Annotated in this window: 32 protein-coding genes and 2 pseudogenes; 19 read left to right on the top strand and 15 right to left on the bottom strand. The window is 55.3% G+C overall.

Annotated features, from left to right (window positions below):
- Nucleotides 1–103 precede the first annotated feature (103 nt).
- The gene (locus LIW51_RS29750) at nucleotides 104–1345 is read right to left on the bottom strand and encodes an RNA-guided endonuclease InsQ/TnpB family protein (protein WP_227379151.1); all 1242 of its coding nucleotides are present in this window, start codon (nucleotides 1343–1345) and stop codon (nucleotides 104–106) included.
- Between the two features lie 5 nt (nucleotides 1346–1350).
- Nucleotides 1351–1491 (bottom strand): DUF2080 family transposase-associated protein, encoded by a 141-nt coding sequence (locus LIW51_RS29745; RefSeq protein ID WP_227379150.1) that lies wholly within the window; start codon nucleotides 1489–1491, stop codon nucleotides 1351–1353.
- A 443-nt stretch (nucleotides 1492–1934) separates the two neighbouring features.
- On the opposite strand from LIW51_RS29745, the gene LIW51_RS29740 reads away from it, so the two are divergent.
- The 6 genes from LIW51_RS29740 to LIW51_RS29715 all read left to right on the top strand — a co-directional run bounded on the left by LIW51_RS29740 (nucleotide 1935) and on the right by LIW51_RS29715 (nucleotide 5007).
- A complete protein-coding gene (locus LIW51_RS29740) occupies nucleotides 1935–2204 on the top strand; it encodes a hypothetical protein (protein ID WP_227379149.1) in 270 nt (89 codons plus the stop codon).
- Between the two features lie 5 nt (nucleotides 2205–2209).
- A complete protein-coding gene (locus LIW51_RS29735; protein ID WP_227379148.1) occupies nucleotides 2210–3130 on the top strand; it encodes a DUF7551 domain-containing protein in 921 nt (306 codons plus the stop codon).
- Between the two features lies 1 nt (nucleotide 3131).
- Nucleotides 3132–3920 (top strand): DUF7260 family protein, encoded by a 789-nt coding sequence (locus tag LIW51_RS29730; RefSeq protein ID WP_227379147.1) that lies wholly within the window; start codon nucleotides 3132–3134, stop codon nucleotides 3918–3920.
- Between the two features lie 7 nt (nucleotides 3921–3927).
- A complete protein-coding gene (locus LIW51_RS29725) occupies nucleotides 3928–4113 on the top strand; it encodes a hypothetical protein (RefSeq protein ID WP_227379146.1) in 186 nt (61 codons plus the stop codon).
- 125 nt (nucleotides 4114–4238) lie between these two features.
- Nucleotides 4239–4622, top strand: coding sequence for a metal-dependent transcriptional regulator (locus tag LIW51_RS29720; RefSeq protein ID WP_227379145.1), 384 nt, complete (start codon nucleotides 4239–4241; stop codon nucleotides 4620–4622).
- A gap of 217 nt (nucleotides 4623–4839) precedes the next feature.
- Entirely contained in the window at nucleotides 4840–5007 is a 168-nt protein-coding gene (locus LIW51_RS29715; RefSeq protein WP_227379144.1) for a hypothetical protein, read from the top strand.
- Between the two features lie 64 nt (nucleotides 5008–5071).
- Here LIW51_RS29715 and LIW51_RS29710 read toward each other — a convergent pair whose 3' ends face one another.
- From LIW51_RS29710 to dpsA, 4 genes are all read right to left on the bottom strand, one after another.
- The gene (locus LIW51_RS29710) at nucleotides 5072–6169 is read right to left on the bottom strand and encodes an ABC transporter ATP-binding protein (RefSeq protein ID WP_227379143.1); all 1098 of its coding nucleotides are present in this window, start codon (nucleotides 6167–6169) and stop codon (nucleotides 5072–5074) included.
- Nucleotides 6170–6197: 28 nt separating this feature from the next.
- The gene (locus tag LIW51_RS29705; RefSeq protein WP_438267447.1) at nucleotides 6198–7832 is read right to left on the bottom strand and encodes an ABC transporter permease; all 1635 of its coding nucleotides are present in this window, start codon (nucleotides 7830–7832) and stop codon (nucleotides 6198–6200) included.
- Nucleotides 7833–7844: 12 nt separating this feature from the next.
- A complete protein-coding gene (locus LIW51_RS29700; RefSeq protein ID WP_227379142.1) occupies nucleotides 7845–9029 on the bottom strand; it encodes an extracellular solute-binding protein in 1185 nt (394 codons plus the stop codon).
- Nucleotides 9030–9763: 734 nt separating this feature from the next.
- Entirely contained in the window at nucleotides 9764–10309 is a 546-nt protein-coding gene (gene dpsA / locus LIW51_RS29695) for a DNA starvation/stationary phase protection protein DpsA (RefSeq protein WP_227379141.1), read from the bottom strand.
- Nucleotides 10310–10525: 216 nt separating this feature from the next.
- Between dpsA and LIW51_RS29690 the strand changes: the two genes are divergently transcribed.
- The 5 genes from LIW51_RS29690 to LIW51_RS29670 are packed head-to-tail and all read left to right on the top strand — an operon-like array spanning nucleotide 10526 to nucleotide 12890.
- Nucleotides 10526–11026: a ferritin-like domain-containing protein gene (locus LIW51_RS29690; RefSeq protein ID WP_227379140.1), complete on the top strand. Its 501-nt coding sequence runs from the start codon at nucleotides 10526–10528 to the stop codon at nucleotides 11024–11026.
- Nucleotides 11023–11448: a metal-dependent transcriptional regulator gene (locus LIW51_RS29685; RefSeq protein ID WP_227379139.1), complete on the top strand. Its 426-nt coding sequence runs from the start codon at nucleotides 11023–11025 to the stop codon at nucleotides 11446–11448. The genes LIW51_RS29690 and LIW51_RS29685 overlap by 4 nt, the downstream gene beginning before the upstream one ends.
- 20 nt (nucleotides 11449–11468) lie before the next feature.
- Nucleotides 11469–11957, top strand: a complete 489-nt coding sequence (locus LIW51_RS40135; RefSeq protein WP_438267463.1) for a hypothetical protein — start codon at nucleotides 11469–11471, stop codon at nucleotides 11955–11957.
- On the top strand, nucleotides 11957–12631 hold the full coding sequence (locus LIW51_RS29675; protein ID WP_227379137.1) for a P-loop NTPase family protein: 675 nt from the start codon (nucleotides 11957–11959) through the stop codon (nucleotides 12629–12631). The genes LIW51_RS40135 and LIW51_RS29675 overlap by 1 nt, the downstream gene beginning before the upstream one ends.
- Nucleotides 12618–12890, top strand: coding sequence for a DUF8156 family protein (locus LIW51_RS29670; RefSeq protein WP_227379136.1), 273 nt, complete (start codon nucleotides 12618–12620; stop codon nucleotides 12888–12890). Before LIW51_RS29675 ends, LIW51_RS29670 begins: the two co-directional genes overlap by 14 nt.
- Before the next feature lie 526 nt (nucleotides 12891–13416).
- On the opposite strand, the gene LIW51_RS29665 is transcribed toward LIW51_RS29670, so the two are convergent.
- Nucleotides 13417–14280: a DNA-binding protein gene (locus LIW51_RS29665; RefSeq protein ID WP_227379135.1), complete on the bottom strand. Its 864-nt coding sequence runs from the start codon at nucleotides 14278–14280 to the stop codon at nucleotides 13417–13419.
- A gap of 121 nt (nucleotides 14281–14401) precedes the next feature.
- Between LIW51_RS29665 and LIW51_RS29660 the strand changes: the two genes are divergently transcribed.
- Nucleotides 14402–14644 (top strand): hypothetical protein, encoded by a 243-nt coding sequence (locus LIW51_RS29660; protein WP_227379134.1) that lies wholly within the window; start codon nucleotides 14402–14404, stop codon nucleotides 14642–14644.
- A gap of 236 nt (nucleotides 14645–14880) precedes the next feature.
- On the opposite strand, the gene LIW51_RS29655 is transcribed toward LIW51_RS29660, so the two are convergent.
- Together LIW51_RS29655 and LIW51_RS29650 are read right to left on the bottom strand one after the other, a co-directional pair.
- The gene (locus LIW51_RS29655; RefSeq protein WP_227379133.1) at nucleotides 14881–15843 is read right to left on the bottom strand and encodes a TackOD1 domain-containing metal-binding protein; all 963 of its coding nucleotides are present in this window, start codon (nucleotides 15841–15843) and stop codon (nucleotides 14881–14883) included.
- 264 nt (nucleotides 15844–16107) lie between these two features.
- Nucleotides 16108–16515: a hypothetical protein gene (locus LIW51_RS29650; protein ID WP_227379132.1), complete on the bottom strand. Its 408-nt coding sequence runs from the start codon at nucleotides 16513–16515 to the stop codon at nucleotides 16108–16110.
- Nucleotides 16516–16640: 125 nt separating this feature from the next.
- Here LIW51_RS29650 and LIW51_RS29645 point away from each other — a divergent pair, with 125 nt between their 5' ends.
- Nucleotides 16641–17072 (top strand): hypothetical protein, encoded by a 432-nt coding sequence (locus LIW51_RS29645; RefSeq protein WP_227379131.1) that lies wholly within the window; start codon nucleotides 16641–16643, stop codon nucleotides 17070–17072.
- A gap of 96 nt (nucleotides 17073–17168) precedes the next feature.
- Here LIW51_RS29645 and LIW51_RS29640 read toward each other — a convergent pair whose 3' ends face one another.
- Entirely contained in the window at nucleotides 17169–17699 is a 531-nt protein-coding gene (locus tag LIW51_RS29640; protein WP_227379130.1) for a PIN domain-containing protein, read from the bottom strand.
- A gap of 9 nt (nucleotides 17700–17708) precedes the next feature.
- Complete coding sequence (locus tag LIW51_RS29635) at nucleotides 17709–18437, bottom strand: DUF7437 domain-containing protein (protein ID WP_227379129.1); 729 nt, start codon at nucleotides 18435–18437, stop codon at nucleotides 17709–17711.
- Between the two features lie 534 nt (nucleotides 18438–18971).
- Here LIW51_RS29635 and LIW51_RS29630 point away from each other — a divergent pair.
- Nucleotides 18972–19517, top strand: a complete 546-nt coding sequence (locus LIW51_RS29630; RefSeq protein WP_227379128.1) for a carboxymuconolactone decarboxylase family protein — start codon at nucleotides 18972–18974, stop codon at nucleotides 19515–19517.
- Between the two features lie 363 nt (nucleotides 19518–19880).
- On the opposite strand, the gene LIW51_RS29625 is transcribed toward LIW51_RS29630, so the two are convergent.
- Nucleotides 19881–20219 carry a winged helix-turn-helix transcriptional regulator gene (locus LIW51_RS29625; protein WP_227379127.1) on the bottom strand — a complete coding sequence of 113 codons (339 nt, stop codon included), beginning with the start codon at nucleotides 20217–20219 and terminating at the stop codon, nucleotides 19881–19883.
- A gap of 249 nt (nucleotides 20220–20468) precedes the next feature.
- On the opposite strand from LIW51_RS29625, the gene LIW51_RS29620 reads away from it, so the two are divergent.
- The 3 genes from LIW51_RS29620 to LIW51_RS29610 are packed head-to-tail and all read left to right on the top strand — an operon-like array spanning nucleotide 20469 to nucleotide 22537.
- On the top strand, nucleotides 20469–20891 hold the full coding sequence (locus LIW51_RS29620) for a DoxX family protein (protein WP_227379126.1): 423 nt from the start codon (nucleotides 20469–20471) through the stop codon (nucleotides 20889–20891).
- A 58-nt stretch (nucleotides 20892–20949) separates the two neighbouring features.
- Nucleotides 20950–21897, top strand: a complete 948-nt coding sequence (locus LIW51_RS29615) for a ring-cleaving dioxygenase (RefSeq protein WP_227379125.1) — start codon at nucleotides 20950–20952, stop codon at nucleotides 21895–21897.
- Between the two features lies 1 nt (nucleotide 21898).
- On the top strand, nucleotides 21899–22537 hold the full coding sequence (locus LIW51_RS29610) for an alpha/beta hydrolase (RefSeq protein WP_227379124.1): 639 nt from the start codon (nucleotides 21899–21901) through the stop codon (nucleotides 22535–22537).
- Between the two features lie 121 nt (nucleotides 22538–22658).
- Here the strand turns inward: LIW51_RS29610 and LIW51_RS29605 are convergent.
- Nucleotides 22659–23270 (bottom strand): annotated as a pseudogene (locus tag LIW51_RS29605) (dehydroquinate synthase/iron-containing alcohol dehydrogenase family protein); the annotation flags it as partial.
- A gap of 137 nt (nucleotides 23271–23407) precedes the next feature.
- Nucleotides 23408–24457, bottom strand: coding sequence for an enolase-like domain-containing protein (locus LIW51_RS29600; RefSeq protein WP_227379123.1), 1050 nt, complete (start codon nucleotides 24455–24457; stop codon nucleotides 23408–23410).
- Between the two features lie 225 nt (nucleotides 24458–24682).
- On the opposite strand from LIW51_RS29600, the gene LIW51_RS29595 reads away from it, so the two are divergent.
- Both LIW51_RS29595 and LIW51_RS29590 read left to right on the top strand, forming a co-directional pair.
- Complete coding sequence (locus LIW51_RS29595; RefSeq protein ID WP_227379122.1) at nucleotides 24683–24877, top strand: NmrA family NAD(P)-binding protein; 195 nt, start codon at nucleotides 24683–24685, stop codon at nucleotides 24875–24877.
- A 217-nt stretch (nucleotides 24878–25094) separates the two neighbouring features.
- Nucleotides 25095–26042 carry a ring-cleaving dioxygenase gene (locus LIW51_RS29590; RefSeq protein ID WP_227379121.1) on the top strand — a complete coding sequence of 316 codons (948 nt, stop codon included), beginning with the start codon at nucleotides 25095–25097 and terminating at the stop codon, nucleotides 26040–26042.
- A gap of 82 nt (nucleotides 26043–26124) precedes the next feature.
- On the opposite strand, the pseudogene LIW51_RS29585 reads toward LIW51_RS29590, so the two are convergent.
- Nucleotides 26125–26773: pseudogene (locus tag LIW51_RS29585) on the bottom strand (SDR family oxidoreductase).
- Nucleotides 26774–26910 lie beyond the last annotated feature (137 nt).

The following is a 26910-nucleotide window of genomic DNA, read 5'->3' as shown; positions in this document are numbered from 1 at the left end:
ATTGGTCGTCACTCGCCCGGCGCATTCGGGACACAGAGTGGTCGTCTCACTCGGTACGTCTTCGTCGAAGGCACTCGCATAGCGGTCTGTGAACTACCCCGCCCTACTCGCTCGCTTTCGCTCGCTCCTTGAGGGCGGGGCTTCCTGCTTCGACGACGCGCTTTGCAGGAACCGAATCGGTTCCCGTAGAGAGCGCAGTCTCCACAGGCGTTCCTTCGGATTGAACCACTCCTAGCTCGGAAAGGCCGCGAGAAAGAACGTTCCATGCCGCATTTGCATCCCTGTCTGCCTCGAAGCCGCAGGCGGGACACGAGTGTTCGCGCACCCACAACGGCTTCTCAGTCTCGACACCGCACTTAGCGCACTCTTTGGTCGTCCCGTCGGATTCGACCGCCACGAAGTACGTCCCCTCATGCTTGCACTTGTATTCGAGCATCCGTCGGAAGGTGTGCCACGCCGCTGACGCCGTGTTACGGCTGTTTCTCGGAGATTCGAGCATCCCCCTCACGTCGAGGTCTTCGACGGCCACGAGGTCGTACTCCCGAGCGTAGTACGCCGAGAGCCGATGGAGAAAGTCACGGCGTTTCCGCTTGATGCGCTGGTGGCACTCGGCTACGCACTGACGTTGGTTCTCCCAGTTGTTCGAGCCGTGTTCCTTCCGCGAGAGTGTGCGTTGCTCGCGTTCCAGTCGTTCTCGCTTATCTGAGAGGTCGAGCGACCCAACGGCAAACCCATCCGTATCGTGAGCGTATTTCAGAATCCCCACGTCGATACCGACACACTTCTTGGGATTCGCTGGTTTCGCGGGCGGCTCGGAATCGTGCTCGATTCCGAAAATGGCGAACCACTCGCCGGTCGGCTCTTTCTTGAGCGTGACTTCTTTGATGGTGGCGCCGTCAGGCACTGGTCGGTGCAGTGTGATGGGAATATCCGCGAGTTTCGACAGTGACAACACAGTCTGACCACCCTTCTTGTCGAGTTCGAAGCCAGACTGGTTGTAGGTGAAACTGTGGAACTCGCGTGGCGACTTCCATCGTAGCTTACCGACGGTATAGCCTTGTTCTTTGAGCTTCCCAAGTGCTTTGACGTTGTGCGCAATTCGCATGACGGTGGGCTGTAACACCTTCGAGTACACGTCGGTCAGTGCCTCCCACCAGTCTTTCAGGTCGGGAAGCTCGTCGCGGATTTTACGGACGCGCTGTTTGACGGTTCCTTCGTCTTGGGGAATCTGGTTGAAACGGTACAGGGCGTGGTTGTAGAGTTGCCTACAGGTATCGCGGTGATAGTCCAGCGTCTCGCGCTGGCTCTTCGACGGTTTGAGCTGATACCTGTAGTTGTAGTTCATATTGGTTACTCGTCGGGTTCAGACGTTCGGACGATTTTCACGTCTGCGCCACGCCACCGTTTTGGAACGAGAACATGTGCGCCGTTGCCGGTCGCTTTCACCTCGCTCTCGATGACTTCGTGCCCTTCTATTTCGTGCCTATCCATCATCTGTGTTTATACTTTGTTTCAACATAAACGTATCGGTGCATAGGCCTGTGAACCAGCAATAAGCAGGTGTCTGTAAGACGATGACGGCGCTGTATCCCCTCCCTACTGCGCTACTCGGTCGCTTCGCTCCCTGCGTTGCTCCTTGAGGAAGGGGGATTACCCCCTGTAATTAGCGAAATCACCAATCATCGAGGCGCTCATGATAGAACGCCCCGCACCCGTCAGGGGCAGAAAAACAATGACGATGAGATTATTGCCTTGGAAGGTGAGTGTCTGGCGCTTAGCTAACAATTCGATCATAAATTGTTCATTGTTGGACAATAATGAGTCAGATTGTTCGGTTGGTTTGTCATTTTGGTCTCAGAGTTCACGGAATTTCGACTCGACACTGTTTTAGGCGGGCCTAAAAATTCAAGTGCTAGCGAATATATCCTAAGATAATGAGCCTTCAGATCGACGGATTCAAGCAGTCAGATCACAACTCCCAGTTCCCGATTTTGGATGTTACTGTCATAATGGACACGTGCAACGAGGAAGGGGTTATCGAGATTGTATGCACCGATATATGGGAGGCTACAGACGAGAATGCCGATTTCGCGAAGTCCCTCACGGTATGTCTCGAAAAGCGTCTGGACGTTCATGGTGACAGACTCATGGAAACCTCAAAACAGTGTAATGTCTCCCCCGAAATCGGGATCGCTCGCAGGTGAACCGTATGGTCGGTACAACACTCATCGAAATCCGCGAACACATCGAGGCGCTTGCTAGCGATGACGGTGAGTACTACCTCATTTGCGGCCGTACAGGCGACCATCCGGTTCCAGCGGCCGGAAAACGCTTCGACGGACGTACGACCGCCCAGAGCGCCGCCCGGGCGACCGAACAGTACCGTGCAGTACTCCGTCGGTACGACCCACAGCTCCCGCACTACGACGTGATTGTCTGCCAAGACACCGGCCCACTCACATCGAATAGTCGGCCGATGAACCACTCTCGAGACGATAACGACTGGACGCTTACGGAGCCCGTCCTCGACACCACAGTTCGCGATTCAGCACAGCAAGACCTCGTCGAATTCTGTCATCGTGTCACTGCAGCTGTCTTCGAGACACTCTCAGATGCCGGCTACGACGCCGTCGAAACAGCAGTCATGGGTGCGTACTTTGATTTAGCGGAAACCATTGCTAACCCTGATCTCCTCTGTCTATGTCTCCTCGAAAACATGTCGACAGAACTTGACACGAGGTTAACACCCACCGAACAAGCCGACATCCTCGCCCATGCCTCGACTCGATTGACCGCTCCCGAGGCCACCGAGAACCCGCTCACGGCGACCCTCACGCTGCTGCAGGAACGCGGGTTGGTCGGGGGCTACACACGGTCACCGTGGTCGATCGATCTCGACGCCGGTACCCGATCAGTTGTCGTTAAGATATCAGAGTACGCGCTCTCCCCACAGCAGGGACGGCTTCCTGTTCTCCCAGTTGTGCTCGATCTCTATCGTCGGCAGCCCGACTGGCCTCCATCCTCGCTGCAGGTCGTCGACAACGGAGGAGACTGGAAAGTCACCCTTGTTCTCGCAAGGGAAGCTGAACCAAACGGACTCGCTAGTGCCCCCATCCACTCGGAGGTGTAGGATGCCAGTCGAAACCTACATCGATCACGCTCGAACGCGTGCACAGGCCGAACAAGAAGCCGTCGATGCGAAGCTCGAGGCGTTCGGGATGTTCATCGACCGAGTATCGGATTTCCCGACAGATCCAACACCGTCGTCCACATCCGGGATCACAGCTGCTGCTGGTACACGAACCCATACCGAGACATCGACCGACGATCGCTCTCGTGCGGTTCGTACCGCTTTCGCCGAAACAATCCGCCCGCATAGCGTCGCAGATATAGATGCGTCTGAATCCTTGTTAACAACCATCCAAAACGAACTCACGGACTCGATTGCACTTGCACTGGCGCCGACGTCCGAGACATCGTTCTCCACTGCGCTAAAGCAAGCGATCATCACGGAGGCCACCGCTCGACAAACCGAAACAGAGGTGTTACGTGAAGCACTCGCGCGAGAAAAGACGCATCTCAAAGCCGTCAGTGAAACCGTCGACGATATCATCGCGTGGATAGCCAACGCAAATGAGACACCGCTGACCGCACTCGACTTCGAGTCGCTGCAACAGCGACACGAGACGCTTGCGAACCATCGTACCCGCTGTGAGGAACTCGCCCAGCAGCGCCAGGAGTTCCTTCAGTCGACCACGAGCCAGAATGTCGAAGCTGGCATTCGGCACCAAAGTCTCCTCCCGTACCTCTATGAGGATTTTCCAGTCGATCACCCAGTTCTAGTGACGGTCGCCCGTCTTAATGCAACGTGCAAGCGATGTCAACGAGCAGTTCGGAATCATCTAGTCCGGAGGGCGTGATTAGACGATGAAACGAGGACTCCGTCGCACACGCGCTCGATTGTGGGGCCAACTTTACCTCGCGTTCTTTGGTGAAAACGAGGAAGATGATGAAGTTGAGGATGGGGACGCCACTGACGAACCAGAATCCGACTTACGGGCAGCATCGAATAGAGCTGACCACCGCGTTGACTGTGGGTCACAGGAGGAGTAGCGGATGGGAGCCGTCTCTCTTCGACGCTGCTGGTCACTGACCAAAGAAATTCCCCGATTCGCCCAACAGCAAACACTCAAAACTCCGTCCAATCAGAATTCACTCAACTCCTGTTTCGTTGACCGATGACTGGGGCCGCTCAATACCTCCTCGCCCTCTGCGTCGCCGAACGGGGAAATCCAGCACCGATTGCACCGGGTGAAATTGCCGAAACGGTAGATCGATCCGCCGCCGCCACGACTGAGATGCTCCAGCGCCTCGAAGATAGAGGTCTCGTCACTTACGAACCGTACAAAGGCGCAACGCTCACAACCGACGGCCGTGAAACCGCCGAAGAGCTATACGAAACCTATATCTTACTCTTACAATTCTTCCGCGATGTCCTCGAGCTCGACGACTACGAGGACGAAGCGAGAAAGTTAGCAGAGAACATCAGTCCTGTTGTCGCCAAACGTCTCGCCGCAACCCTTCCCTTGAATGGCGATATCGCGTCCGCGAACGATTCGTGATCTGGATTTCGAACGCTTACCCACGTCTTGCGGCGCGGGTCGAGTGATAGTATGATTCTGTAACTTGCCATTTTCGATAACGAGACCGACGCCAGGGATATCGATGCTGAGAATGGGACTCCCACGAGCAGACAATGCCCGTGACTCGGCTAACGCGTGACCAGTTTTGTTAACGCTGTCCAAAACCTTTTTAATTTAGGTCTACCTAATTCCGGTGATGCCTACCAGTTCCCGATCGGAACGCGACACGACATCGGATCAACCACCTGCTCTCCAGACCGAGGTTACCGCCCTTGAAAGCCGTCCCGGTCGAGTCGTCTTTCTCGAAGACGGAAACACCGATGGGTGGATTGCGGCTGACAACGCCGTCGACTCGTGGCCCTAATCTTCTGTCGGCAGACTCAGTTGTCGATTTCTACAGGTGATAGCGAACATCGCCCAAAAATCTCTCATGCCGTTTTCTCAAGCTGTGGGAAGGCAGTAAGTGTGTGGTTGGCGATGAGATCAACGCGAACCGGTGTGTTGATTTCATGCCGTTCAGTGTGATTGTGCAAACAATGAACTACATTGCCGTTCGTAAGTCGTATTCGGTAAATGAACGAGCTGCCACTGTACTGCCGGTGGATGACATACCCGTTAGAATCATCTTGGGTGGTCGGTACCGCCCGGAGGTCATCAGGACGAACAAGTATATCGATCTCCTCGTTTCGATATCCGTCAATGCAGTTGGTCTCGAGTACTCCAATTCCAGTTTCAATATGCGTGTCGTAAATGCGTCCTGACAGGAAGTTAGCTTGGCCGAGGAATTCGGCTATAAATCGCGATTGAGGGTGCTGAAACACCACTTCAGGCCGATCGACTTGTTCGACATGGCCGTCGTTCATCACGGCGACGCGGTCACCGATGGAGAGCGCTTCTTCTTGGTCGTGCGTGACTGAAATAGCGGTGACGCCGGCTGTTTTCAAGATGCGACGAATCTCTTCGCGCATCTCGATACGAAGGCGAACATCCAAATTCGAGAATGGTTCGTCGAGCAACAGAATTGACGGCTTAGGTGCAAGTGCCCGTGCAAGGGCAACGCGCTGTTGTTGGCCGCCCGAAAGTTGATCTGGCATTCGGTCGCGGAATCCAGGTAAGTCAATGAGATCGAGTAATTCGTTGACGCGTCGTTCCTTCTCATCGGTGACCAAATTACTTAGTCCGAAGGCGATGTTCTCAGCGATAGTCAGATGGGGAAAGAGAGCAAAATCTTGAAAGACGAGACCAATATCGCGCTTTTCGGCCGAGACGAACGTCTCATCGCTAGCGATGCATGTCTCGCCAAGATCGATAGTACCGCTCGTCGGACGATCCAGACCGGCCAGGAGACGCAGCGTCGTCGTTTTTCCACACCCTGATGGCCCGAGCAGCGTGAGTACTTCCCCTTTGTAAACCGATAGTGAGAGATCCTTGACGGCCATCTCCTCACCGTACATTTTAGTTATTTCGTGGAGGCGAAGTATCGGTGACCGAGTTGGATCGTCTTCCGAGATGTGAGTGCTCGGCATATCAGCGCTTTCGCTATTCCTGTGGTCATTATTCGACATCGGTAGCCTCCTGCGTGAGGATAATGAGCATCGTGAGCCCAGAAACGCCGACAAGCACAAGCGCCGGAAGTGCGGCTTGGTCATAGTAGCCAGCGCTCTGAACGAGCCAGATATACGTCACGAGCGTGTCAAACCCTGTTGGGTGGAGAAGGAGCGTCGCTGGAAGTTCTTTCATCGTCGTGAGGAACACGAGTGCTGCGCCCGCGATGACGCCCGGCGCGATCAGTGGCAGTGTCACTCGCCGAAATGCACTCGTCGATGTATGTCCCAAAGTGCGGGCGGCTTCGACGAGCGTTGGGTCAACCTGTAACACGGATGAATGTGTTGTACCCACGGCTTGTGGGAGGAACCGGACAACATATGCAAAGATCAAGAGCGGCAGAGTTTGATAGAACGTCGGTGCATAGGTCACCCCAAAGTATACCAACGACAGGCCGAGGACGATTCCCGGTACGGCATAGCCAACGTAGGTTGCCCGATCGAACACTGTCGCAATGCGCGACTGCGAACGTGCTGATAGGTAGGCAACAGGTATCGCTAGAACGATGGCGACGACTGCAGCGAGGCCAGAAACGTAGACCGAGTTCCAGCCGTAGGCCCACTGAAATGCAAAACCACTACCAATACCGCCATTTCCAAAGGCAGTGCGGAGGAACCACACAAATAGAATGCCAAGTGGGATACCGATTGTCAACAAGGCAACAGTCGAACACAGCATGAGTGCTGGCGCTGTCCAACTTCCGAGGGATATCTCGCTCATTCCACGGACACCACGGCTGACGTAAGCTGTGCGATTCCTCGGTTGGATTCGTGACTCGATTGCGAGGATAAGTGCTGTTAGTGCCAGTAACTGTAGCGAGAGCAAGGCAGCCGCATCGCGAGCAAAGGTGTTGTACTCAACATAAATTACGCTTGTGAAGACATCTGCGTGCATGATCGCGGGTGTACCAAAATCCGAGAGGGTGTAGAGAGCGACTAAAAGTGCACCGGCGGCTATACCCGGTGTGATTTGGGGGACGGTAATTCGTCTGAAGGCGCCCCATGGTGTCTGGTTCAGCGTGCGAGCTGCGTCGAAAAGCGTCATGTCGAAGGATAGTAATGCTGCACGCGTAGTGAGAAACACGTACGGATAGACGTACAATGTGAGAACCAGAACCGCGCCGCCAAAACCGTATATTGCTGGGATTTCCTCGATACCGAGTGGGGAGAGAACGTCTGCGAGGTCACCTCGTGGGCCAAACGCCGAGACATAGGCGAAGGCGCCGATATAACTTGGGATGACGAGTGGGAGTGCAATGAGTACCGTCAAAATTCGTCGGAACGGAAGCGATGTCTGCACGGTCAACACAGCAAGAGGAACGCCAAGGAGAACTGAAGTGGTGGTGACCGCAATGACGAGTGCGATGCTGTTGAGGAGTACATGAATCGTTGATGGATGAACGAGCAGTTCGACAGCGCGCTCAATACCCATATTGAGCGCCCGAAGGAGGAGCCAGACAATTGGGGAGAGGACAGTCGCGGCGATGGCGCCGCTTAACAACGTCAACCCAAGCGGAGGTCGTCGGTCAATCTCTCCGCCTGTAATGCGTGTAGTAATCCATTTTAGATCATAACGTATCATCATGTCGAATTGGTATCAGAGTACGCCAACCTCCCGCATCAGCGCGAGTGTTGGCTGCAGGTCTGAAAGCTTCATGAGGTCGATGTTCGGTGGATTTAATTCGTTAATTCGGGGGAGACCACCGACGGGCGGGACGCCCGGAATCATCGGGTAGTCGAACGCCCGAGTGGTGAAGTATTCTTGCGCCTCGACCGAGAGGAGGTGGCGGATAAACGCCACCGCCAAGGCTTTCTTTCTCGTCCCTCGAATGACCTCTGCACCGGCAACGTTGATCAGTGCGCCAGCATCGTTTTTCGTAAATGCGAGCTCAATCGGAGCCTTCGGACGCGCGGCTTTGACGCGAAGGGCGTAGTAGTGGTTCGCGAATCCGGCATCAATTTCGCCATCAGCGACTGCATTCGAGACGAGGAACTCGTCGGGATACTCAGTTGGTTCTTGATCAAGCATCCCTCTGAGCCATTGCTTCGTTTTCTGCTCCCCATTTAGTACACGCATCGCCGTGACAAACGCTTGGAACGCCTCGTACGTTGGCGCCCAGCCCATAACACCCGTGAAGCGCTCCGCTCTGGGGAACGCGAAAATATCGGTCGGGATATCCGCTTCAGAGAATCGTTCCGTATTGTACGGAATGCTCCGTGCACGACCGGCGATACCGACCCACTGGTTGTTCGGATGAAATGTCTTTGGGACGGTGTTGACCACTTCTTTCGGAAGCGTACTGGTCGCGTCGGCATTGGCGACGACATCCAAGGAGCCTGCATCGACTGCCCAGAACACATCTGCTGGGCTAGCCCCACCTCTTGTCTCTTCGATGATGGTGTTTGCGAGTTGCGGTGACGGCGCAAGGCGAATACGAGCTGTAAACTCTGGATAAATATCTTCAAATAGATTCATCAAATTCATATATATTCCGCCCTCGCCTCCACCAAGATAAATCGTGAGTTCTCCAGAGAGATCCGGTAGGGCTTCGATACAGGTTCCCCGAAGCGGTGGTCGATCTCTGATTTGTGCTCCGGAGCCCTGAAACGTTTCAGTACGAACTCTATCGAGATATTTACAATCATTTGCTGTCGGTTTAGTTTCCTGAACACTCCACGGGCGATGCATCCCAGAGACAAATCCACCGACAGCATACGATTGGAGGAACGTTCGACGGCTGGTACCCTGCTGATCACCAGTTTCGGCCCTCTTATGAGTCATTTATTTCTCCTCCACCTCTGTAGGCTACCCGAAACCATAATAGTTTAGGCTCACCTAATTCTCTTATTATCCTTCCATCATGTAATTCTATATACTCAATGAACAATACATGAACCTTGACTCTATCCCTCGCAGTCAATGAGATAAGGGAGTTTCACGGATTCAGTCGTGGAAGTAGTCATGATAATAATATGTAGTCGATCGAGATCGAATCCGTGCCATAGAGCATTTGCAAGATACGATTGCACTGACTCGTTCTCTCAAATTGTCGGGATAGTCACGCACATGCCTGTGCTCATCTTCTCATCAAGTGGTAACTCTTTAAGACAGCTGAAATACAGTTATGTTTAATGCAGGCGCTAAAACCTCGCCCGTTAGGGCGGAGATACAGCGCCGTCTTTGAGTTACTTTCACCGAACGCCAAAGCCTTCCTACTGCTGTATTTGAACGTCGTAGTAAGACGGTCGGCGCGTTGTTCTGCGTTCAAATCCAAGAACACGGATGCACAGTCCACCAGTCTCGCCAGCAGGACCGTCAAACCGGTAGGAAAGGGACGGTCCAAACCGAACGCCTGTGGAGACTGCGCTCCCTGTGCAACACACCGCCATAAAAAAGCGTGTCGTAGAAGCAGGAAGCCCCACCCTCAATGGCGGGGTAGTTCACAATTTCCTAATTCATCTATTCCAATTGATTACCAAAAGATGTATTTCCACCTTCGGATGTTGGCAACACAATTAGTGAGTTGCCGACTCAAGCACCAGGGTGTCGTCCTCAAGGTAGTGATCGATGACGTGCGCATGCTCCTCGAGATCTTCGAGCTGCTCGCGAAGCATTTCACCCGTGGCAAAGTCACCGAGCCCATCGACGAGTTCGATGTGCTCGCGGTAGCTCTCGATGATATCACCGTACATTTCGAGATCATGCTCAAATGAGGTGCGGATGTCATAGACATCCTCGTCTTCGGATTCGACCGTCGCGGCATCGGCAAGGGCAGTCATACTTGCGTGGGGAACCCCACCGAGAGCCTGCACGCGCTCGGCGATTTCATCAGCCGCCTCTTCGACATCCTCGTACGCTTCCTGGAGGAACACGTGAACATCAAGGTGCTCGGCACCTGCAACATTCCAGTGATGCTTGTGAAGTTGGTGGTATAGCACATAAGCATCGGCCAGATCCGTGTTCAGCGCGTCGATGACCTGCTCTGCCTTGTCCTTGTCAAGACGAACAGGGTTTTCTTCAACGGTACCGGCTTTCTGACGGACGATTTCTTGGGTACTCATCGTAGTCAGTAATAGGTGCGCTATCCTCTTATAACTTCTCACTACATCAACATTTTTCGGATTGCCTAAAAATTCCATCCGTAGCTGTCTGCAATATTATCATAAATATGCAAGTAAAAATAGTGGCGCATTGTTACCGATATTGGCCTGGTGAGAGCGGGGCACCAACTCTCCTCGGAAGGAATCTTTATCACCGGACGCTAACCAACAGAGGATATGAACGTGGGGAACCGTGTCACATCGGACCACCAATTGGTTCGCCTCCTCCAAATTGGAATCGTCTTGGAGGAGGTCGTCGAGGCACGGGCCAGCAACCACTACCAGTCACTCGCAACCGGTAATGAGTTTGAGCCGGATCCCGCTGTACAAGCGTTATTAACGGATGCGAACGAGGAATCAGCGGAACACCGAGAACGTCTTGAGGAACTTATTACCCAACTAGATGCAGAGACGATCCCATTCAATCGTATTCAGCAGCTTGTCACGCAGCGCTATAGCCAGTCGAAACCCGAAGATTTCGACGATATCCTCTACGATCAACTCCACGGTGAGGAGTCAGCGTACAAATTCTATGACGATTTGATTACAGCGATCGAGAACAGCGACACGGCATTCAGCATCGACCGTGACCGCCTCATCGCAACCTTGGCGGAGATTCGCGAGGAAGAAGCTGAAGGCGTCGAGGAAGTGACCGCAGTTATGAGTGAGGATCAATGAACACTGCGGATCAGTATCTGAAGGTAATTTACCTGCTCCAGCAGGTGGCCGACGAGCCAGCAGCGACCGGTGCAATCGCGGACGCACTTGACGTGAGTCCAGCAAGTGCCAACGAGATGGTTGGCAAGCTTGCGAACCAAGACCTTGCTACACACGAGAAGTACAAGGGAGTCACGCTCACTGACAGGGGGACTGAACGGGCGCGCACTGCCCTTGAGACGTACTGTATTATCGAACGATTTCTCGTCTCTGTCCTGGATGTCGAGGCATTTCGAACGGAAGCGAACCAACTCCAGTCCGTCATCGACGAGACAGTTGCCAATCGCCTCGATATGCTCGTCGATCGGCGGTCAGAGTGCCCCGACTGTTTCTTGCCGGAAGAGGACAAGTGTGTGTACCTCGACTGTTCTGGAAACGATTAGCTCAATGCAGGGCGTAGCACCTGCATCTACGAACGCTTTCGGAACACGCTATCGAAAACGAACAACTGGCCATCATCGCCGACGCCGCCGGGGACGCACGGGTCGCGATCGGCATCCTCAGAAATGCTGCACGTCGTGCCGACCAAGCGAATACTGACCAGATCACCACCGATATCGACCACGAAGCGGTTCCCGATGGTCGCCACGAAGTCCGCCAGAAAACCATCGACCAACTTAATGACCATCAGCGCGCCCTCTACGAGATTTTGGACGAAGAAGGCAAACTAAACCCTGGGAACCTTACGAGTTGTATCAGGAGCGCGTTGACGACCCAAAGACGAATCGCACTGTCAGAAACCACCTGCAGAAAATGGAGCACTATTGGCTGGTTATCGCCGAGGGAAAGAATCGCACTCGCACCTATCGACTCCGCTGATCGTTTCTTTCGGAAGGATTGGAAATCACCCTGTCTTGCCTATGTACCGTCCCAACGATATGTTGACTCGTGATGATGCGCCACGATCAACCGGAACTCCCAACGCTCGACAGTGGAATCACACTACTTGAGGCGGACGAGCGAGCGACCGGCGCGTTACAGTCGCTCGTCCTCGACCAACTGCTCCTCGCGGGTGGTTCGGCCGTCTGGGTGGACGCCCACGGCCACGGAACCACCGAACCACTGACGAGAATCGCACCGTCGATGCGTGTTCTTGACCGTATTCGGATCGCTCGGGCGTTCACGCCGTGGCAACACCAGAGTCTCTGCCAGGATCTCGCACCCGAACTCACGGACGATACAGCCGTTGTCGTTCTCCCCAAATTTGACTGGTTCTATCGATCAGAGGATCTGCCGCGTGGCGACGGTGAACGAATGCTTTCGGCGGGTGTCGATCTCATCGGCGAGATTGCGGATACGTACGACATTCCCGTGCTCGTGACCCAGCACACGGCCGATTCGCTGACTGCTCCGATTCGAGAGTGCGCAGATGACATCATTCGGTGCGAACAGACGCCGTACGGGCCACGCTTCACAGGCGACGAATACGAGACGTTGGTGTACCCACTCGAGAATGGGATGGCGCAGACGACGCTCGCGTTCTGGAAGCGCGTGCTCACGACCCATCACCCAGGGGTTGCTGGTGTGGACTCTCCAACGGAGGTGAGTGCGCATGGGTCGTACTAATCCAACCTATCGGGACGCACTCAGCGCCATGGAATCTCGATGGGCAGACTATCGCCGTGCGCTTCGACACGGCGACCAGGAGGTATTCGACCGCCTCTTTGAGGATGCCCGAGCACACGCTGACGCCAGCGGGTTGCAGAACCATCAATTCGTCGAGATTCCGGCACTCGTCTCGATGCTCCTTGAGCAACAGAAGTACATCGACGACCTCGAAGACCGCCTTGATCATCTGGAGGACGACCTGAACGCCGAGAGATGAGGCAATGGCGTATAAATTCGATTATCTCGATGGCGAGATACTGAGATGGTCGCTGACCGAGACAGGGGCTGGATACACAGTAGACGAGTCGTACACACCGACCATCTACGTCTCTGTACATGGTGCTGGCTCACTGTCCGTATGGAAGACAGTTCTTCGACGAAGACAAAGCCAACAGAGCGAGAAAATACCATCAACATCTCAAACCACATCACGAAATGTCGGTGGACTCTAGTGAAGAATCTCTAACTCGTGATCGTGAACAGGGGATTTACTGGAGGACACATAAACGAAAGTACGAATTCGAAAAGTGGCATCGGCGTAGACGGCAAAAGCGGTTAACCGTCTCTGTCTGTGCGGTTATCCTACTCCTCGCTATCACTACTGCTACGTTTCTCATTTGATGTCTCATCTAGGTAGTACGGTCGTGGCTGCGCGCGCAGCGACGCGAGCACGGAGCGGAGGGTGGGGCGGCGGGGTCTGGGTCGGCTCGGCACTCAACAAAAAGAAGGTCTGTATCAGCTGGCTACGTTTCCCACCACCGACTGCGCCCAGGGACGTGAATCTCGCTCCAGCCAGTCACCGCCACCGAGACGCGCCCCTCGTACCAATTTTTCGCGACTGATCGCAACACCACGGTCTCTCCCTCACGCACCATCGTTTTCTGTGACGCTCGCCACACGGTGAACTTGATCGTCCCCGTCTCGTCCTCAAGTAATCCCACTTGTTGGATGGCTGGACTCGATGGCTTCCACAGCGTTTTCACGACGCCCTGAATGCTCACTTCCTTCCGATTGACGTCCTGTACGTCTGCGATCGGAATCACCTGCCCGGGCGCCGTCTGCAATTCTTCGGACACCCCGACGACTGCACTCATCACACCTGCCCCATCCACGACGCGTTCAGCCAGCCGCCGACTGATCGCTGCCCGCGACCACCCATCGAGTTTCTTCGCTAACCGCATTGCCTGCTTGTTCACCGCCGCCAACTGCTCTTGAGCCAACTCCTCACGAGGATCTGCTCGCTCTGGGTCACACCACGGATCCACACTCGCCGCCCGCTCCTGGAACGCACAACGCCGCTCTCGACTCACCGCTTCCGCCACACGCCGACATTGCGCTTCCCGCTCCGAATCCTGTGACCGATCCCACCGCTCACGCGTTCGTGTGATTTCCATTTCTCGTGCCACAAACCGCTCTTTTGCCGCCAACGTCAGTCCACGTCCAACGCCATCTGGGTGATTCGTATCCACTTTTCCTTGGATTGTCTGCTCAACCGACGGCCGCAGTTCGGGTGTTTTCTCAACCCCCTCGAATTGTTCCTCTTCGTCAGATTTGATTGCCTGTTCATCGACCGAAACTTTTTCACCAATAGTATGTTTACTACTCATTGGAACTCTACCTGTTCCGAAGGCGCGTCTCCTACCGTGTCTTTTCCGTGACTCACTTCTATACGAGTCACAACTCATCCATCTCCTCCGCGCGCTCGCTTTGCGCCTTCGCGAGCGTCCCTTGGGCGCGAAGCGAGCGCGCTCTGTTGAAGGACAGTACCAGCACCGCGCGGCGATCCGCCCGACGCGAGCGGCCAGCACACAAGCCGGTTTCGTGTCCGTCGACCAGCGGGAGACGCAACCGGACGCGCGCTTGGTGCTGGCGGCGAGACCAGACGCCCGGAACGGCCGCAGGCCGCAGGCCCGGACTGGTCGGTCGCGAGCGACGCGGAGGGCGGCAGCGGCGAGCGGGGCGGGCCGTTGACGAACACCAGTCATTGAGTGAAGAATCGACCCCGGACCAGCCACACTGGGTGAGACTTTCGCCTCGCTACTCTGCAATTCCGCTATTCAATTCATGTCGTAAGCCACTCGTCCACCGTCTCGACCGACAGTTCGCCGAGGATAACCCCGCGAACAAACAACTCATCCCGGACAAATTGGGTACTGTCCCAGTTCAAGTACCGCTTACCTGCGAGAACCAGTGGCTCTCGCGGTGGACTATCCGGTTTGCGGTTCGAAGATGTTGGCGATACGGGCGACGATTGAGTTTCGTGTGGTTGGATCAGAGATGATTTCGTATTCACGTTGGAGCGTATCGTCTTTCGTCAACTGAAGGATCGTCATCTGATCATTGGTAATGAGCTGGTCGATATCTTCTCCGACGACCGTTCCAGACGTCGTGACCACTATTGCTTGCGCGTCTACGTCTAACGCGATCGCTAGAAGGTTTGTAATGTCACCCTCGTCCGGTCGTTCGTATACCGCAGCGACGACGTGGTTATTTAGCAGTTCGTCCTGCCCAAAGACGTGAACTGGAACTTCCTCGCCCGACCCATTAGTCACCGTCGTATCTATCTCCGTCCGCAGCGTTCTATTTTGCAGTGTTTCGGCGACCAACTGTCGCGCGGTTAATTGCTCTTCGATCCACTTTGCTCCCTGGTCTGTGAGATGGTATTGGTAGAGGATGTGTTCGGTTGCACGTGTCGGTTGACTGATAAGACGACAGTCTCGGCACAGGAGTCGGTGTTCCGCCGTTTCGAATACAGTATCACAGTTTTGGCAGAAATTTGCGGCCTCTGATTTCAGATAATCGTGCGATTCGAGGACTGTTTCACACTCTGGACAAACGACGCCGTCATCGTCGACGAACTGGTTGTGTATCCCTTCGAAACCACACTCCGCATGACGATATCGCTCCGTCCGAATTGTCTCTGGAGAGCTACAAGACGGACAGGCGGACGTATACTGCATCCCCTTCGTCTCGCAGTGAGGACAGATATACTGTTTCTCCTGAAACTCTCGGTGCAGCCGGTCCTGTTCTGCGAGCGTTTCCAACACTTCGAAGGCAGAGCCGTCGCGTTCGTCGAGACGAGCTTTCGCTTCAGGATATGTGACCTCGCCTGTTTCGATGTCGACGCTCGGATAAATCCCATCCAACGAGTCCTCCCAGAGGTCGGTCATTAATCGGACTGTCCCCGGTGAAGCCATGCAGTACAACAACAGTAACCAAATATTTAATTATCATCCAACTACTAACAGTGCTATTAACTTAGGTACAGGTTCCCCATCCAGGCGAATTGCCGTAGCCAGTTGGTGATGGTTGCAACGTCGTGGCCAGAAAACGAAGCGTAGAAAATGTCGATCCAACGTTTGAGTCCCTGATCCAGCGTTCGATAGTGTTTCTAAGACTGTGCTACGAATGATTCACGTAATTCCTAACCGGGTTCAAAATGGATTTTCGAGGTCAGTATCCGTGAGTCGGGCTGCCCCCTCGTGGACGGCCTGTTCGACGGCGACCTGATCAGTCATCAGAAAGCAATTATAGTCGTCGACACTCCGCTGGATGACTGACGCTTTGAAGATGTTGTCCGGATGGGCTGTATACTTTGTGACGACCACGACGAATGCATTGAGCGCATCGACCACGACCAGCCCATATCCATAGGTATCGAGAAATGCTCGGATTCCGTCGAAATCCTCAGGCGGAACTTCAAAGCGGTACTGGTGGTTGTTGTAGTATGGTTTGAGCTGAGCGAATACTTCGTCACCCTCGAAGTAGTGCTTGAACAGGTAGAGACCGTCGACGTCGAAGACGTTGACCTGTTCATTACCTGCTCGACGAAACGCGGCCATGTCCTCTGTATTCTCATAAACAGTCTTGAATATTCGCTCACTATCTCGACGGTCGCCACGGGATGGATCTGAAAGGTACAAGGCGTTAAAGAGGTGAGTTCCCAACCGGTATCTGTCGAGGAGCCATGACGACCCAGCAATCCTCACATCTATGGGTGGCAACCAGTGATGACGGAGTCGTGAGCGCATGGACGTCCAGCACAGGTGATCTCCATTTCCACACGTATGAATTCGACGACTACAACATAGAAATCATCACCTTCGATGCTGCGTACGAGCACAGAGCCGACATCAAGGCACTTGACTGGGATACAACCCACCGGCAGTGGACTGGCAACGCATGGCAGATCGATTTCGCTGCACTCGACACTGTTGTCCAGCACTTCCTCAATCGGGGCTACAGTGTTACGATCGCCGCAGCCGAACTCAACATCTATTTGAGTGACTATGACGCGTCCTTTCTTAAGACACAGCTACCCGATGAGCCGCCACCGGATGTCGAAAGCGACGCAAAGAGTGGTGAACAGACTGATTTCGATGCCTTCTCTATAGAGTAGGCAACCGTATATCGATCTGGAATCTGTTGTTCATTCATCGACGATATGGAACTCATGGTCACACGTCCGGTCGGTAGCTTGCTTTCCGGAAACCACTTAGATCAATCGCAACGAGTCACCGGGATCATCGCCGATGATGTCCGCCACTCCATATACGGAAATCGCATCCGTATAGCCTTGGGTGGCAACAGCCTGTTCAACACCCTTCCTGGCTGGCTTGTCGTCGGTAAGCACGATGACGCCTGCCGTCGAACGGTCTCTACAGAATTGGATGGCTAGTCCTGCAAGTATCGTATCCGTCTTTTCGACCTCATGTTCGGGTCGGCCAGTTTCGTTTGCAATCGTTCGTCTGGCGATATCGCTCGCTGCGACGGCATCCCCGTCCGTTGGTGCTGGAGCGTCGATGACCTCGGCCCATCCTTCCTCAAGGGCGATCTGGACACGATCTGTCTCTGGACCACCGATCTCACCGATAACCCGGTTAGGCAGCTTGAGTACGACATCGGCGGTTTGCACTGCTCGCCGGAATCGTTTGTACCGCGGGTTCGTCGGATGGCCGATCGCGATGAAGACGTTCGCATCGACGAGGACGTCCGTCTCTGGGGACAGTGGCGTGTCTCGATCCATCTGTCGTGCTCACTCGTCGCTCAACGGCGGTTCGACCGGCGTCTCCAACTCTTCGAGATCAGGGAGATCCATCTCGTCATAGACATCTGGGAACAGATATTCGAAGTAGGGATCGTGTTCACGGCCGACAGCAAGGGCTGGCACGAGAGCGTACACGATAAGCATCGCTTCCGTATCCCGCACGTCGATGTCGTCTGCAATCATTCGCTGCGTTGTATTGCCTGCAAAGTGCAGCCCCGCCCCGCGCAGTGCCGCGATGAGCTTGCCAATTCCATACCGATCGACGAAATACTCGATATCCTCGTCGACTTCCTGTAGCGCGAAGGCATGCAGCACGGTCGGCGTAATGATGATCGGGAGGCGTTGCTCGATGAGGATAATGGGATCGGCGGTTAACTGCTGTGGGCGGGTTGATTCGTCACGTTTGACGAGACCAAGTGCGGCGAGTCGGTCGACGTATTCGTATGTGGTCGATTTGGACAGCTCGAGCCCATCCATCACCTCTGGTGGCGACACAGGCCCCCAGTAGCAGATGTACACATAGACACGAGTGAGCGCTGAGTGATTGAGAAGCTCGACGACGGTTTCTAACCCAGGTGCGTTCTGTGCGAGTGCTTCCGGGGTGAGCATCGCTTCGTTCAACGCGTCGGTTGGTGGGTCGAGTGTGTCAATGCCACCATCAGGGAGGATCCGACCGGAATCGGGTGTCTGAGTCATGACCGTTTGTTCAAAGTCCATGTACTTCAGACTACCGCTGGTTCCAAGAGGATATCCTTGGTTTACCACAATCCAGACAGTGGAAAGCCAACCCTCTCACCCTAAACGGGATGGGATTGAAAGGGGCCGGGCGCTCGACGAGCAAGCCGACGTAAGCACCGCAACGCAGTGAGGAGCGCAGCGAGACGCGGACATCGAGCGCATGGGGGCTTTCGGAGTGATCCATCACTCCCGCCTAGAACTCACTGACAGATCGGCACCACTGGCAGCTGCTGTAGTAGCGGTTCGCATAGAATACCGGCCGTGTCCCTGACAGCTAGCAGTCAGACAAGAATCACTGGATTACTGTTCCACAAGGGAACATAGCGATCGCGATCAGTCCCGACAAACGAGATAGGCCACATTAGTTCCTGTCTTGTTGTGCCTGGTGACATCCTCGCCCGCCGTAAACGGCGAGATTCTCTCGCTGATGAAAAATAGCGAAAACGAAAAACGATTACGGACGTCCGCTGAGAGCAACTATTTACACATCGACGTCGTTTGGCCAGAGAATGCATGGACGACCACGTGCCTAGAGTTTCAGCTATCACGAATAGAGAGGAGATTCCGGAAGGCCACCGTCACAATTTCGACCTCATTGAAGAGAGTCGAGGGCAGGTAAGCGGGCCATTTACCGTACTTCTGAATAGTCCGGAAGTCGGTGGGAGGGTCGGTCATCTTGGGACGTACATTCGCTTCGAGAGCCAACTGTCCGGCCAGGAGCGAGAGCTGGCGATCCTTACGACCGCGAGAGAGTTCGACTGCGCCTACGAGTGGGCAGTCCACGAGCCGCTCGCTCGTGAAGCGGGTGTTCGAGACGAGGCTCTCAAGGTTGTGACTGACCGACGAAGCGTCGATGCCCTGACTGAAACGGAGGCTATAATCGTCCGATACGGACGGGCACTGCTTCGAGATCACGAGGTCCCAGAGGCCCTCTTCCGCACTGCGAAAGACTACTTCGGCGTCCAGGGAATAACCGACTTGACCGCAACGATTGGATATTACAGCCTGCTCGCCTGCGTACTCAACGCGTTTGATGTAACCCCCGATGAAGGAACGTAGCGTTGCCACGAATTGACCCTAGTTCGGAGGTGAAAGGCCCAACGTGAAATCCCTGCTGACGTTCGAACGTGTTTCGGACACTGGTTGGGACGGAACATGGTCGATGCGGCATGGGAGCCAGCAGGCATTCGCTCGCTTGCAATCTATTGAACTGATAAACGTTCGGGTATCTAGGTTTCGAATCAGTCTAGGCCCGACCGTTCGTCGGATGCATGCTCCATTTAAGTAGGATACGTCACGACACCGTACACCCATTATCCTTGGTAGCCTATTCCCACCTACAAAGGGAATACATGGTCGACCATGAAGATTCGTTTAGTGGTTGCACCGTCTTCAAAAAACGATTGGTTTTGGCCTTGGATCCTACAGCCACTCCTCAGACCAGGCTTCGATTTCTTCGAAGATAGGACAGAGTGACTGGCCTTTCTCCGTTAGTGAGTAATACGTGGCGACGGGCGCATCTTCTTCGAGTCGGCGTGTAACAAAGTCGGTTTCCTGTAGATCGTCAAGGACCCGAGAGAGAGTTCGAGAACTTGCTCCGGTCGAGCGCTTGAGCTCGTTGAAGCGTTTTTCACCGTCCTGGAGGTCATGGAGAACGATGAGTCGCCACTGGGAGCCGATCTGGTTCAGTGAATCAATAACCGAGCACGCTCCCTCGTCGTACTGTTCTTCAGCTTCGGACAGTCTATTTGCTTGAGCCATTGGTCTGCTCCTTGGCCATCCGTATGTGCCGGATTCACTAATAGGTTCGCTTCCGAACCTGGTATCGATATGAAACCTGAAGTAACACCGCCGTAACCGGCTAACACTGACTCCACCTAATATCACTGATGTCAGATAAGGTATAAATAGGTTCTAGAACGAACTAACTAACGTCGTGATACCAGCTACGATAACACAACTGCTTGCACCGCACACTGACCAGTCCCAGACGCAGGAGGTGAGCCGATAATGGCAATCGATGCTGGTCTCGGCGCGATCGGATTCCTCGTCGCACGGATACTCTTCGGCGGCCTGCTCGCGTTCCAGGGGCTCAACCACTTCCAGAATGCTGACGCGATGAGCGGGTACGCCCAATCGAAGGGCGTCCCCGCAGCCCGAGCGAGCGTCCTGTTGTCCGGCGGCATACTCATCTTCGGTGGGCTTGGCATCGTACTTGGAGTGTTCCCTGCGATTGCCGCCGGGGCGGTCGCGGTCTTCCTCCTCGTTACGACGCCGATGATGCACGACTTCTGGGCCGTGCCCGACGGCCAGCAGCAGGCCGAGATGACGAACTTCATTAAGAACGTCGAACTCCTCGGCGCGTCGCTGGTCTTCCTCGTCCTCAGCAGTGAATCTTGGGCCTACGCGCTGGGCGTCGGTCTCGGGCTCTAATTGCCCAAGAAACGTCCGACCTTCGAGATTAGATTTCGAACCCAAACACAAACAATACATGATTACCGAAACATCCGGACTCCACCACGTAACGTCCATCTCGAGTAATCCACAGCGGAACGTGGACTTCTATACGGAAGTCCTCGGGCTGCGCCTCGTCAAGCGAACCGTCAACTTCGACGACAAATACACGTATCACCTCTACTACGGTGATGATGTCGGCACCCCAGGCACCGTGCTGACGTTCTTCCCGTTCGAGGGTGCTCGACAGGGCCGCGTTGGACGTGGGCAGACGAGCGCGACCGCGTTCGTTATTCCCGAGGGCTCTGTCGACTACTGGATCGACCGGCTCGAATCGAAGGACGTCGATGTCGATACGCCACACACCCGGTTCGACGAAACAGTCGTCCCGTTCCGCGATCACGACGGACAGCCGTTGGAACTCGTGACCGGCACGAGTGATATCGAACCGTGGACCGATGGGCCGGTCCCTGCAGACAAGGCTATCCGTGGGTTCCACAGTGTGACGCTGGATTCCCTCAACCCCGAGCAGACGAGCACAGTGCTCGAGACGTTAGGATACGAATCAATTGCACAGGATGGAGATCGGACGCGATACAAGACAGCCGGTACTCGCGCCTCGGTCATCGACGTTCTCGATCGGCCGGGTGCTCAGCGAGGCCAACGGGGTGTCGGAACCGTTCACCACGTCGCGTTTCGGACTCCCGATACGCAGACCCAAGAGGAGTGGCTCGCGCCACTCTCGGAAATCGGGCTCCGGGTGACGCCGCAGAAGGATCGACAGTACTTCAAGTCGATCTACTTCCGAGAGCCTGGTGGAATTCTGTTCGAGATCGCGACCGAGGGACCGGGCTTCACTCGCGACGAGTCCGCCTCGGATCTGGGGACGGAGCTAAAGTTGCCGCCGTGGTTAGAGAGTGATAGGACGATGCTCGAAGAACGTCTTCCCGAGATTGAAACCGCCATTACGACGGGAGCGGACTAAGATGACTGGACCACACCAAGACCAACCCCTCGTGACGGCTGGGGCACCCCTCGATGTCGCTGAGGCTGCGCTCGTCCTCGTGCACGGACGCGGTGCGACCGCACAGAGCATCGTTCAGATGGCCGATGAGTTCCACCAGCACGGGGTCGCGTATCTCGCGCCACAGGCCGCTCGAAACACCTGGTATCCGAACGCGTTCACTGCCCCCGTCGAGTCGAATGAACCCGGGCGGACCTCTGGCTTACAGGCCGTGGGGGATGCCGTGGGGAAGGCTAACGAGGCGGGAATCCCGACGGATCGTATCATGGTACTCGGGTTCTCCCAAGGCGCGTGTCTCGCCAGCGAGTTCGTCGCGCGTAATCCAACACGCTACGGAGGACTCGCCGTGTTGAGCGGTGGACTCATCGGCGAAACCGTCGATCCTGACGACTACGACGGTGACCTCGAAGAGACCCCGGTGTTCCTCGGCTGCAGCGACGTCGATCCGCACATTTCCGAACAACGGGTTCACGAATCGGCGATGATTTTCGAGCAGCTAAACAGTGACGTGACCAAGCGCCTTTACGAGGGGATGGGACACGGCATCAACCAAGACGAGGTCGACCACGTCTCCACGATGGTTGCGGAACTCGTCGAATAGGACAACCGCTTTCTTCGTAACGGTTTGTCAGGTTCCGAGTCTTCTGCCACTCGTCCAGTAGGTTCCTCGCATTCACCGCGCCAGACAGATGGCTACGTTTCGTCCTTTTTCGTGGCTCGCATCAGTACGCGGCCTCAATCTCCTCCGTCGTCGGATCCAATTCACGTGGGACGTTCGCCATGAAAGAATCGGTACGGATCGTTTCTGCCACCTCAGAGAATTCAGCTGGGTCGGGACCGTCGACATCCCTGAGCTGTGCGGGGAGGCCGAGTGTGTCACGAACCTGCTCTACAGACTCGACAGTCGCAGTTGCTGTGTCAGGACGGTCACCGACACCGAACGCCTCTGCGAGTAACTCGCGCCGGCCATCGACGTTCTCGAAGAGGTATCTGAGCACGTACGGGGCGACAATACCGTGTGCGGCCCCCTGCTGGACCTCGTCAGTGCGTGTCAGCCCGTGTCCGAACGCGTGAATGATCGAGAGCGTCGTTTTCCCGCGTCTCGATATTCCGTACTGAACCAAGAGGGCCCCTTCCACGACCGGTTCGAGGACTTCTTCGGTCACGGCCTGGTCACCGAGTTGGCGGAGGCCCTCTTCGAGCAGTCGGAGCCCCCGAGTGGCCGTTGCGTCCGTTATCGGCGTCGAGTTCCGAGCGTAAACTGTCTCGAGCCCCTTGTCGAATCCGTTCATCGCGGACGCCGCGAGAATCCGTTTGGGCGTTGTAGCGAACAGTCCCGTCTGTCCGAACGCTGGGCGTATAGCCCGCCACGTCGTCGCCAAGGGTGTGGCTGAAACCTCATTGTGGGGGAATGCCACGCCCTTCAGGGCGTGGTAGCTTACTCCATGTTTTTCGGACGACGGGGGTGTCGCTACCTCCAGGAGAGACCCCGAGAAGTCGGCGGTGGTGCAAGCGGACTGGTCGGGAGATCGCTACTCGGGTTCGGATCGTTGTACGCCTGCGGAGCCACGTCGTTCGGAGCGTCCGGATAGAACAGCGATGCGATCGCGTGGATGTGTTCGCGACCGACGTCGAGTTCGAACTGCCCACCACCGAACATATGGATGTCGTGTTTCCGACAGTAATCAATGGTATCGAACAACGATTGAACCGAACCAAACCGGGATGGTTTGATGTTGAGCCACTCCGGTTCCCACGGCAGTTCTCCGACCGTCTCGACACTGCGGATCGGGTAGTCCCACGTCACGCGACCTTCGTGTCCCTCGAATAAGGGTCGTGTCTCGTCGTTTAACGCCGGATCTTCGATGAGCGCATCCGGGAACCCCTCGATGACTCGTTCGTAGAGGACAGGATCGGCAGGCTGGTCGACAGTCGTTCCGTGATACTGGCCTTTCAGATCGAGCGTCCGAACGGCGTCAGTTGCGGCCAACCGATCGACGACGTCGTCCGTCCAGTCAGAGGTAGGATCGAGTTTGAACTCCAGATCGGGATTTCGGTCGAGCCAGTCGATGATGCGGTCGCCGGTTGGTGGATCATCGAGACGCGTACTGACGACGAATCGCACTGGGTCGTACTCCTGGTCGAGTTGGTCGGCGAGATTTGTATCGGCTTGTTTCAGTGCAAGATCTAGCGCTGCGCTCTCGAACGCCCACTGCCGATAGTTTCTGAAAATGGATTGCCCTGGCTCGTCCCCGAGGAAGAAATCGATCTCGGAGAGTTGTGCCGAGAACTCGTCGAGCGTGTATTCTCCCGTGAGGGGGAATTCCACCGACGACTCCTGAAGTGTGGTATGATCTTCGTTGTCGTACGTGACGTCTTCGCCCTGTCCAGTTTCGCCGTTGCCATGCAACGAGACGATAGTCGTAGCTCGGGTGAAGCCGCTAGATGTGTCCCGTTCGTGTGGTTCGAGATCAGACCCGTCGATGTGGAGTTCGAGATTGCCGACCTGCTCGTATAGCATCGTCAGATTACACTACTATGTCACGTCATTAAAAGGTGTGACTAACAGTCACCGAATCTGGTAACGGACGTACCACCTGCTTGTGTATGGGTCTCCAGTACATCAAAGAACCTCGGCGCTCAAGCGGTATTTATGCCCACACGTGTTCTCGTCGTCGGTGCAACTGGTAACTAGGGCGGAGCAGTCGTCGATGGATTACTCGCAGCGAATGACAACCAATTCTCCGTGTATGGGCTCACTCGTGATGCAACAAGCGAGAAGGCCCAAGCACTCGCGGATCGCGGTGTCACAGTCGTTGAGGGCGATCTCAACGATATAGAGAGCCTCCGGGATGCGGTCGATGATGTTGATGCAGTGTTTGCCGTCACGAACTACTCAGCATTACGCTGGGGATCGCCAGCGATCGCGGTCACGTGTTGAAGGCCTGCAGTGGTCGGTGACATTGTGATATCCCTATTGTGGTGAAGTCGCTTATATCTCAGCTACCATCCGAAATAGTAGGTGACACCGACGTCTCTACCCGTCGAGGAGCAACGTGCACCGATCATGATGGACAAAAGCGGGACGTCCAATCACGAGCTATTCCAAATCGAAATCACTGGGTGGCTCGACTCCGAACGACCGACAACCCACGCCCATGCTCACAGACACACCAGGAATCCATCATATCACGGGTATCGTTCGCGATGCTCAGCAGAACGTCGATTTCTACACGAGCGTTCTGGGGCTTCGCCTCGTCAAGCAGACGGTGAACTTCAATGAAAAGTTTACTCGTCACCTCTTCTACGGCGACGAAACTGGCTCCCCCGGCACAGTGCTGACCTTCTTTCCGTATCCTGCCGAAGACGACGGCCGAATCGGGAAACCACAGATTAGTACTGCCGCACTCGTCATTCCACCCGAATCCATCGAGTACTGGCTAGATCGACTCACCGCACATGGTGTGGACGTCGACGGGCCGATTGAGCGGTTCGAACAGACTGTCTTCCGGTTTTCCGATCCGGACGGCACGCACCTCGAACTCGTAACCGGCGAGTCATCGGTCGAGCCATGGGACGACGGGCCCATTCCGGCTCAGCATGCGATTCGCGGAATTCACAGCGTGACGCTACTTTCGGCGAACGTCTTCGTCACCGCGAGCGTCCTCGACACGCTCGGTTTCGAGCTAATCGGACAGGAGGGTGACCGAGTTCGATATCGGTCACCAGGCGATCGGGCAACCGTTATCGATCTTCTTGACCGCGACAGTGACTTCGGCCGGGAGGGTGCCGGATCGATCCACCATGTCGCAGTGCGGGTGTCAGACAAGGATCAGCTCTACGAATGGCACGACCTCTTTCGAGAGCGTGGCTACGATGTCTCACGGGTGAAAGACCGACACTTCTTCCACTCGCTGTATGTCCGTGAACCCGGTGGCATCCTGTTCGAACTTGCAACAGAACAGCCAGGACTCACAGTCGAAGCCGACCTCGATATGCTCGGGCAGTCGTTGTTTCTTCCCCCATGGCTCGAAGAGGACCGCGAGATGATCGAAGGACAGCTCCAACCGCTTGACGTGCCCTCTCCGTCCGAGTTGAATAGATAAGTGGTCCATCCACGTCGAGAGACGATTCCCACCGGGGGCAGCCACTCGAAACTGCGGGAGTGTCGTTGGATGCGGTAAACGCTCAGATATCTCCATACACGGGGACAGCAGCGCTGCTCGTTACGTTCGCGGCATCGCTACAGAGGAACAGGATCACGCGTGCGATCTCGTCGGGCGTCGGCCAGTCGTCGTGGTCGGAGTCAGGCAGCATCTTCCGGTTTTCTGACGTATCGATGATGCTCGGCATGACCGCGTTCGCGCGGACATTTCCGAGGTTTTTCTCAGCAATTGTTTCGGTCAGGAGTCGGACGCCGGCTTTCGCTGCCCGGTACGGGCCGTCCCCTTCGTCATCCTCTAACGAGGCACGGGCACTGATACTCACGAGATTCCCGTCGGATTCGCGTAGATGGGGAATGGCATGCTTTGCGGCCAGGAACATCGTCTTGAGATTGACGTCCATGAGAAACTCGAACTCGTCGACGCCAGTCTGATCGAGATTGGTTCCGCCTCGCCACGCGCCGATCAGCGTACAGAGTGCATCGAGGCGACCGTGATCGTCGATAATCGAATACCTGGCTGACGGCGGCTTCGTCCGTGAAGTCACCACTATAGAAGTGAACGCGGTCAGCATCAAGGAGTGCGGTATCATCGTCGTCTTCTGGAAGATGGCGAGCGCTCATACAGATGGTCGCATCGGCATCGTGGAATGCTTTGACTGTCGCCGTACCCAACGAGCCACTCGCTCCTGTTACGAGAATAACCTGGTCAGTAAAATCGAATTGTGTCGATATCAGTCCTGGCTACAGGACTAGGCCGGATAAAGTGAGACGGTCTCTGGCGACACACTGATTTTCCGAGATCCAGTAGT

The organism is Haladaptatus halobius (assembly GCF_020618475.1).
Classification (GTDB): Archaea; Halobacteriota; Halobacteria; order Halobacteriales; family Haladaptataceae; genus Haladaptatus; species Haladaptatus halobius.
This window is presented reverse-complemented; position numbering and strand designations above follow the sequence as displayed.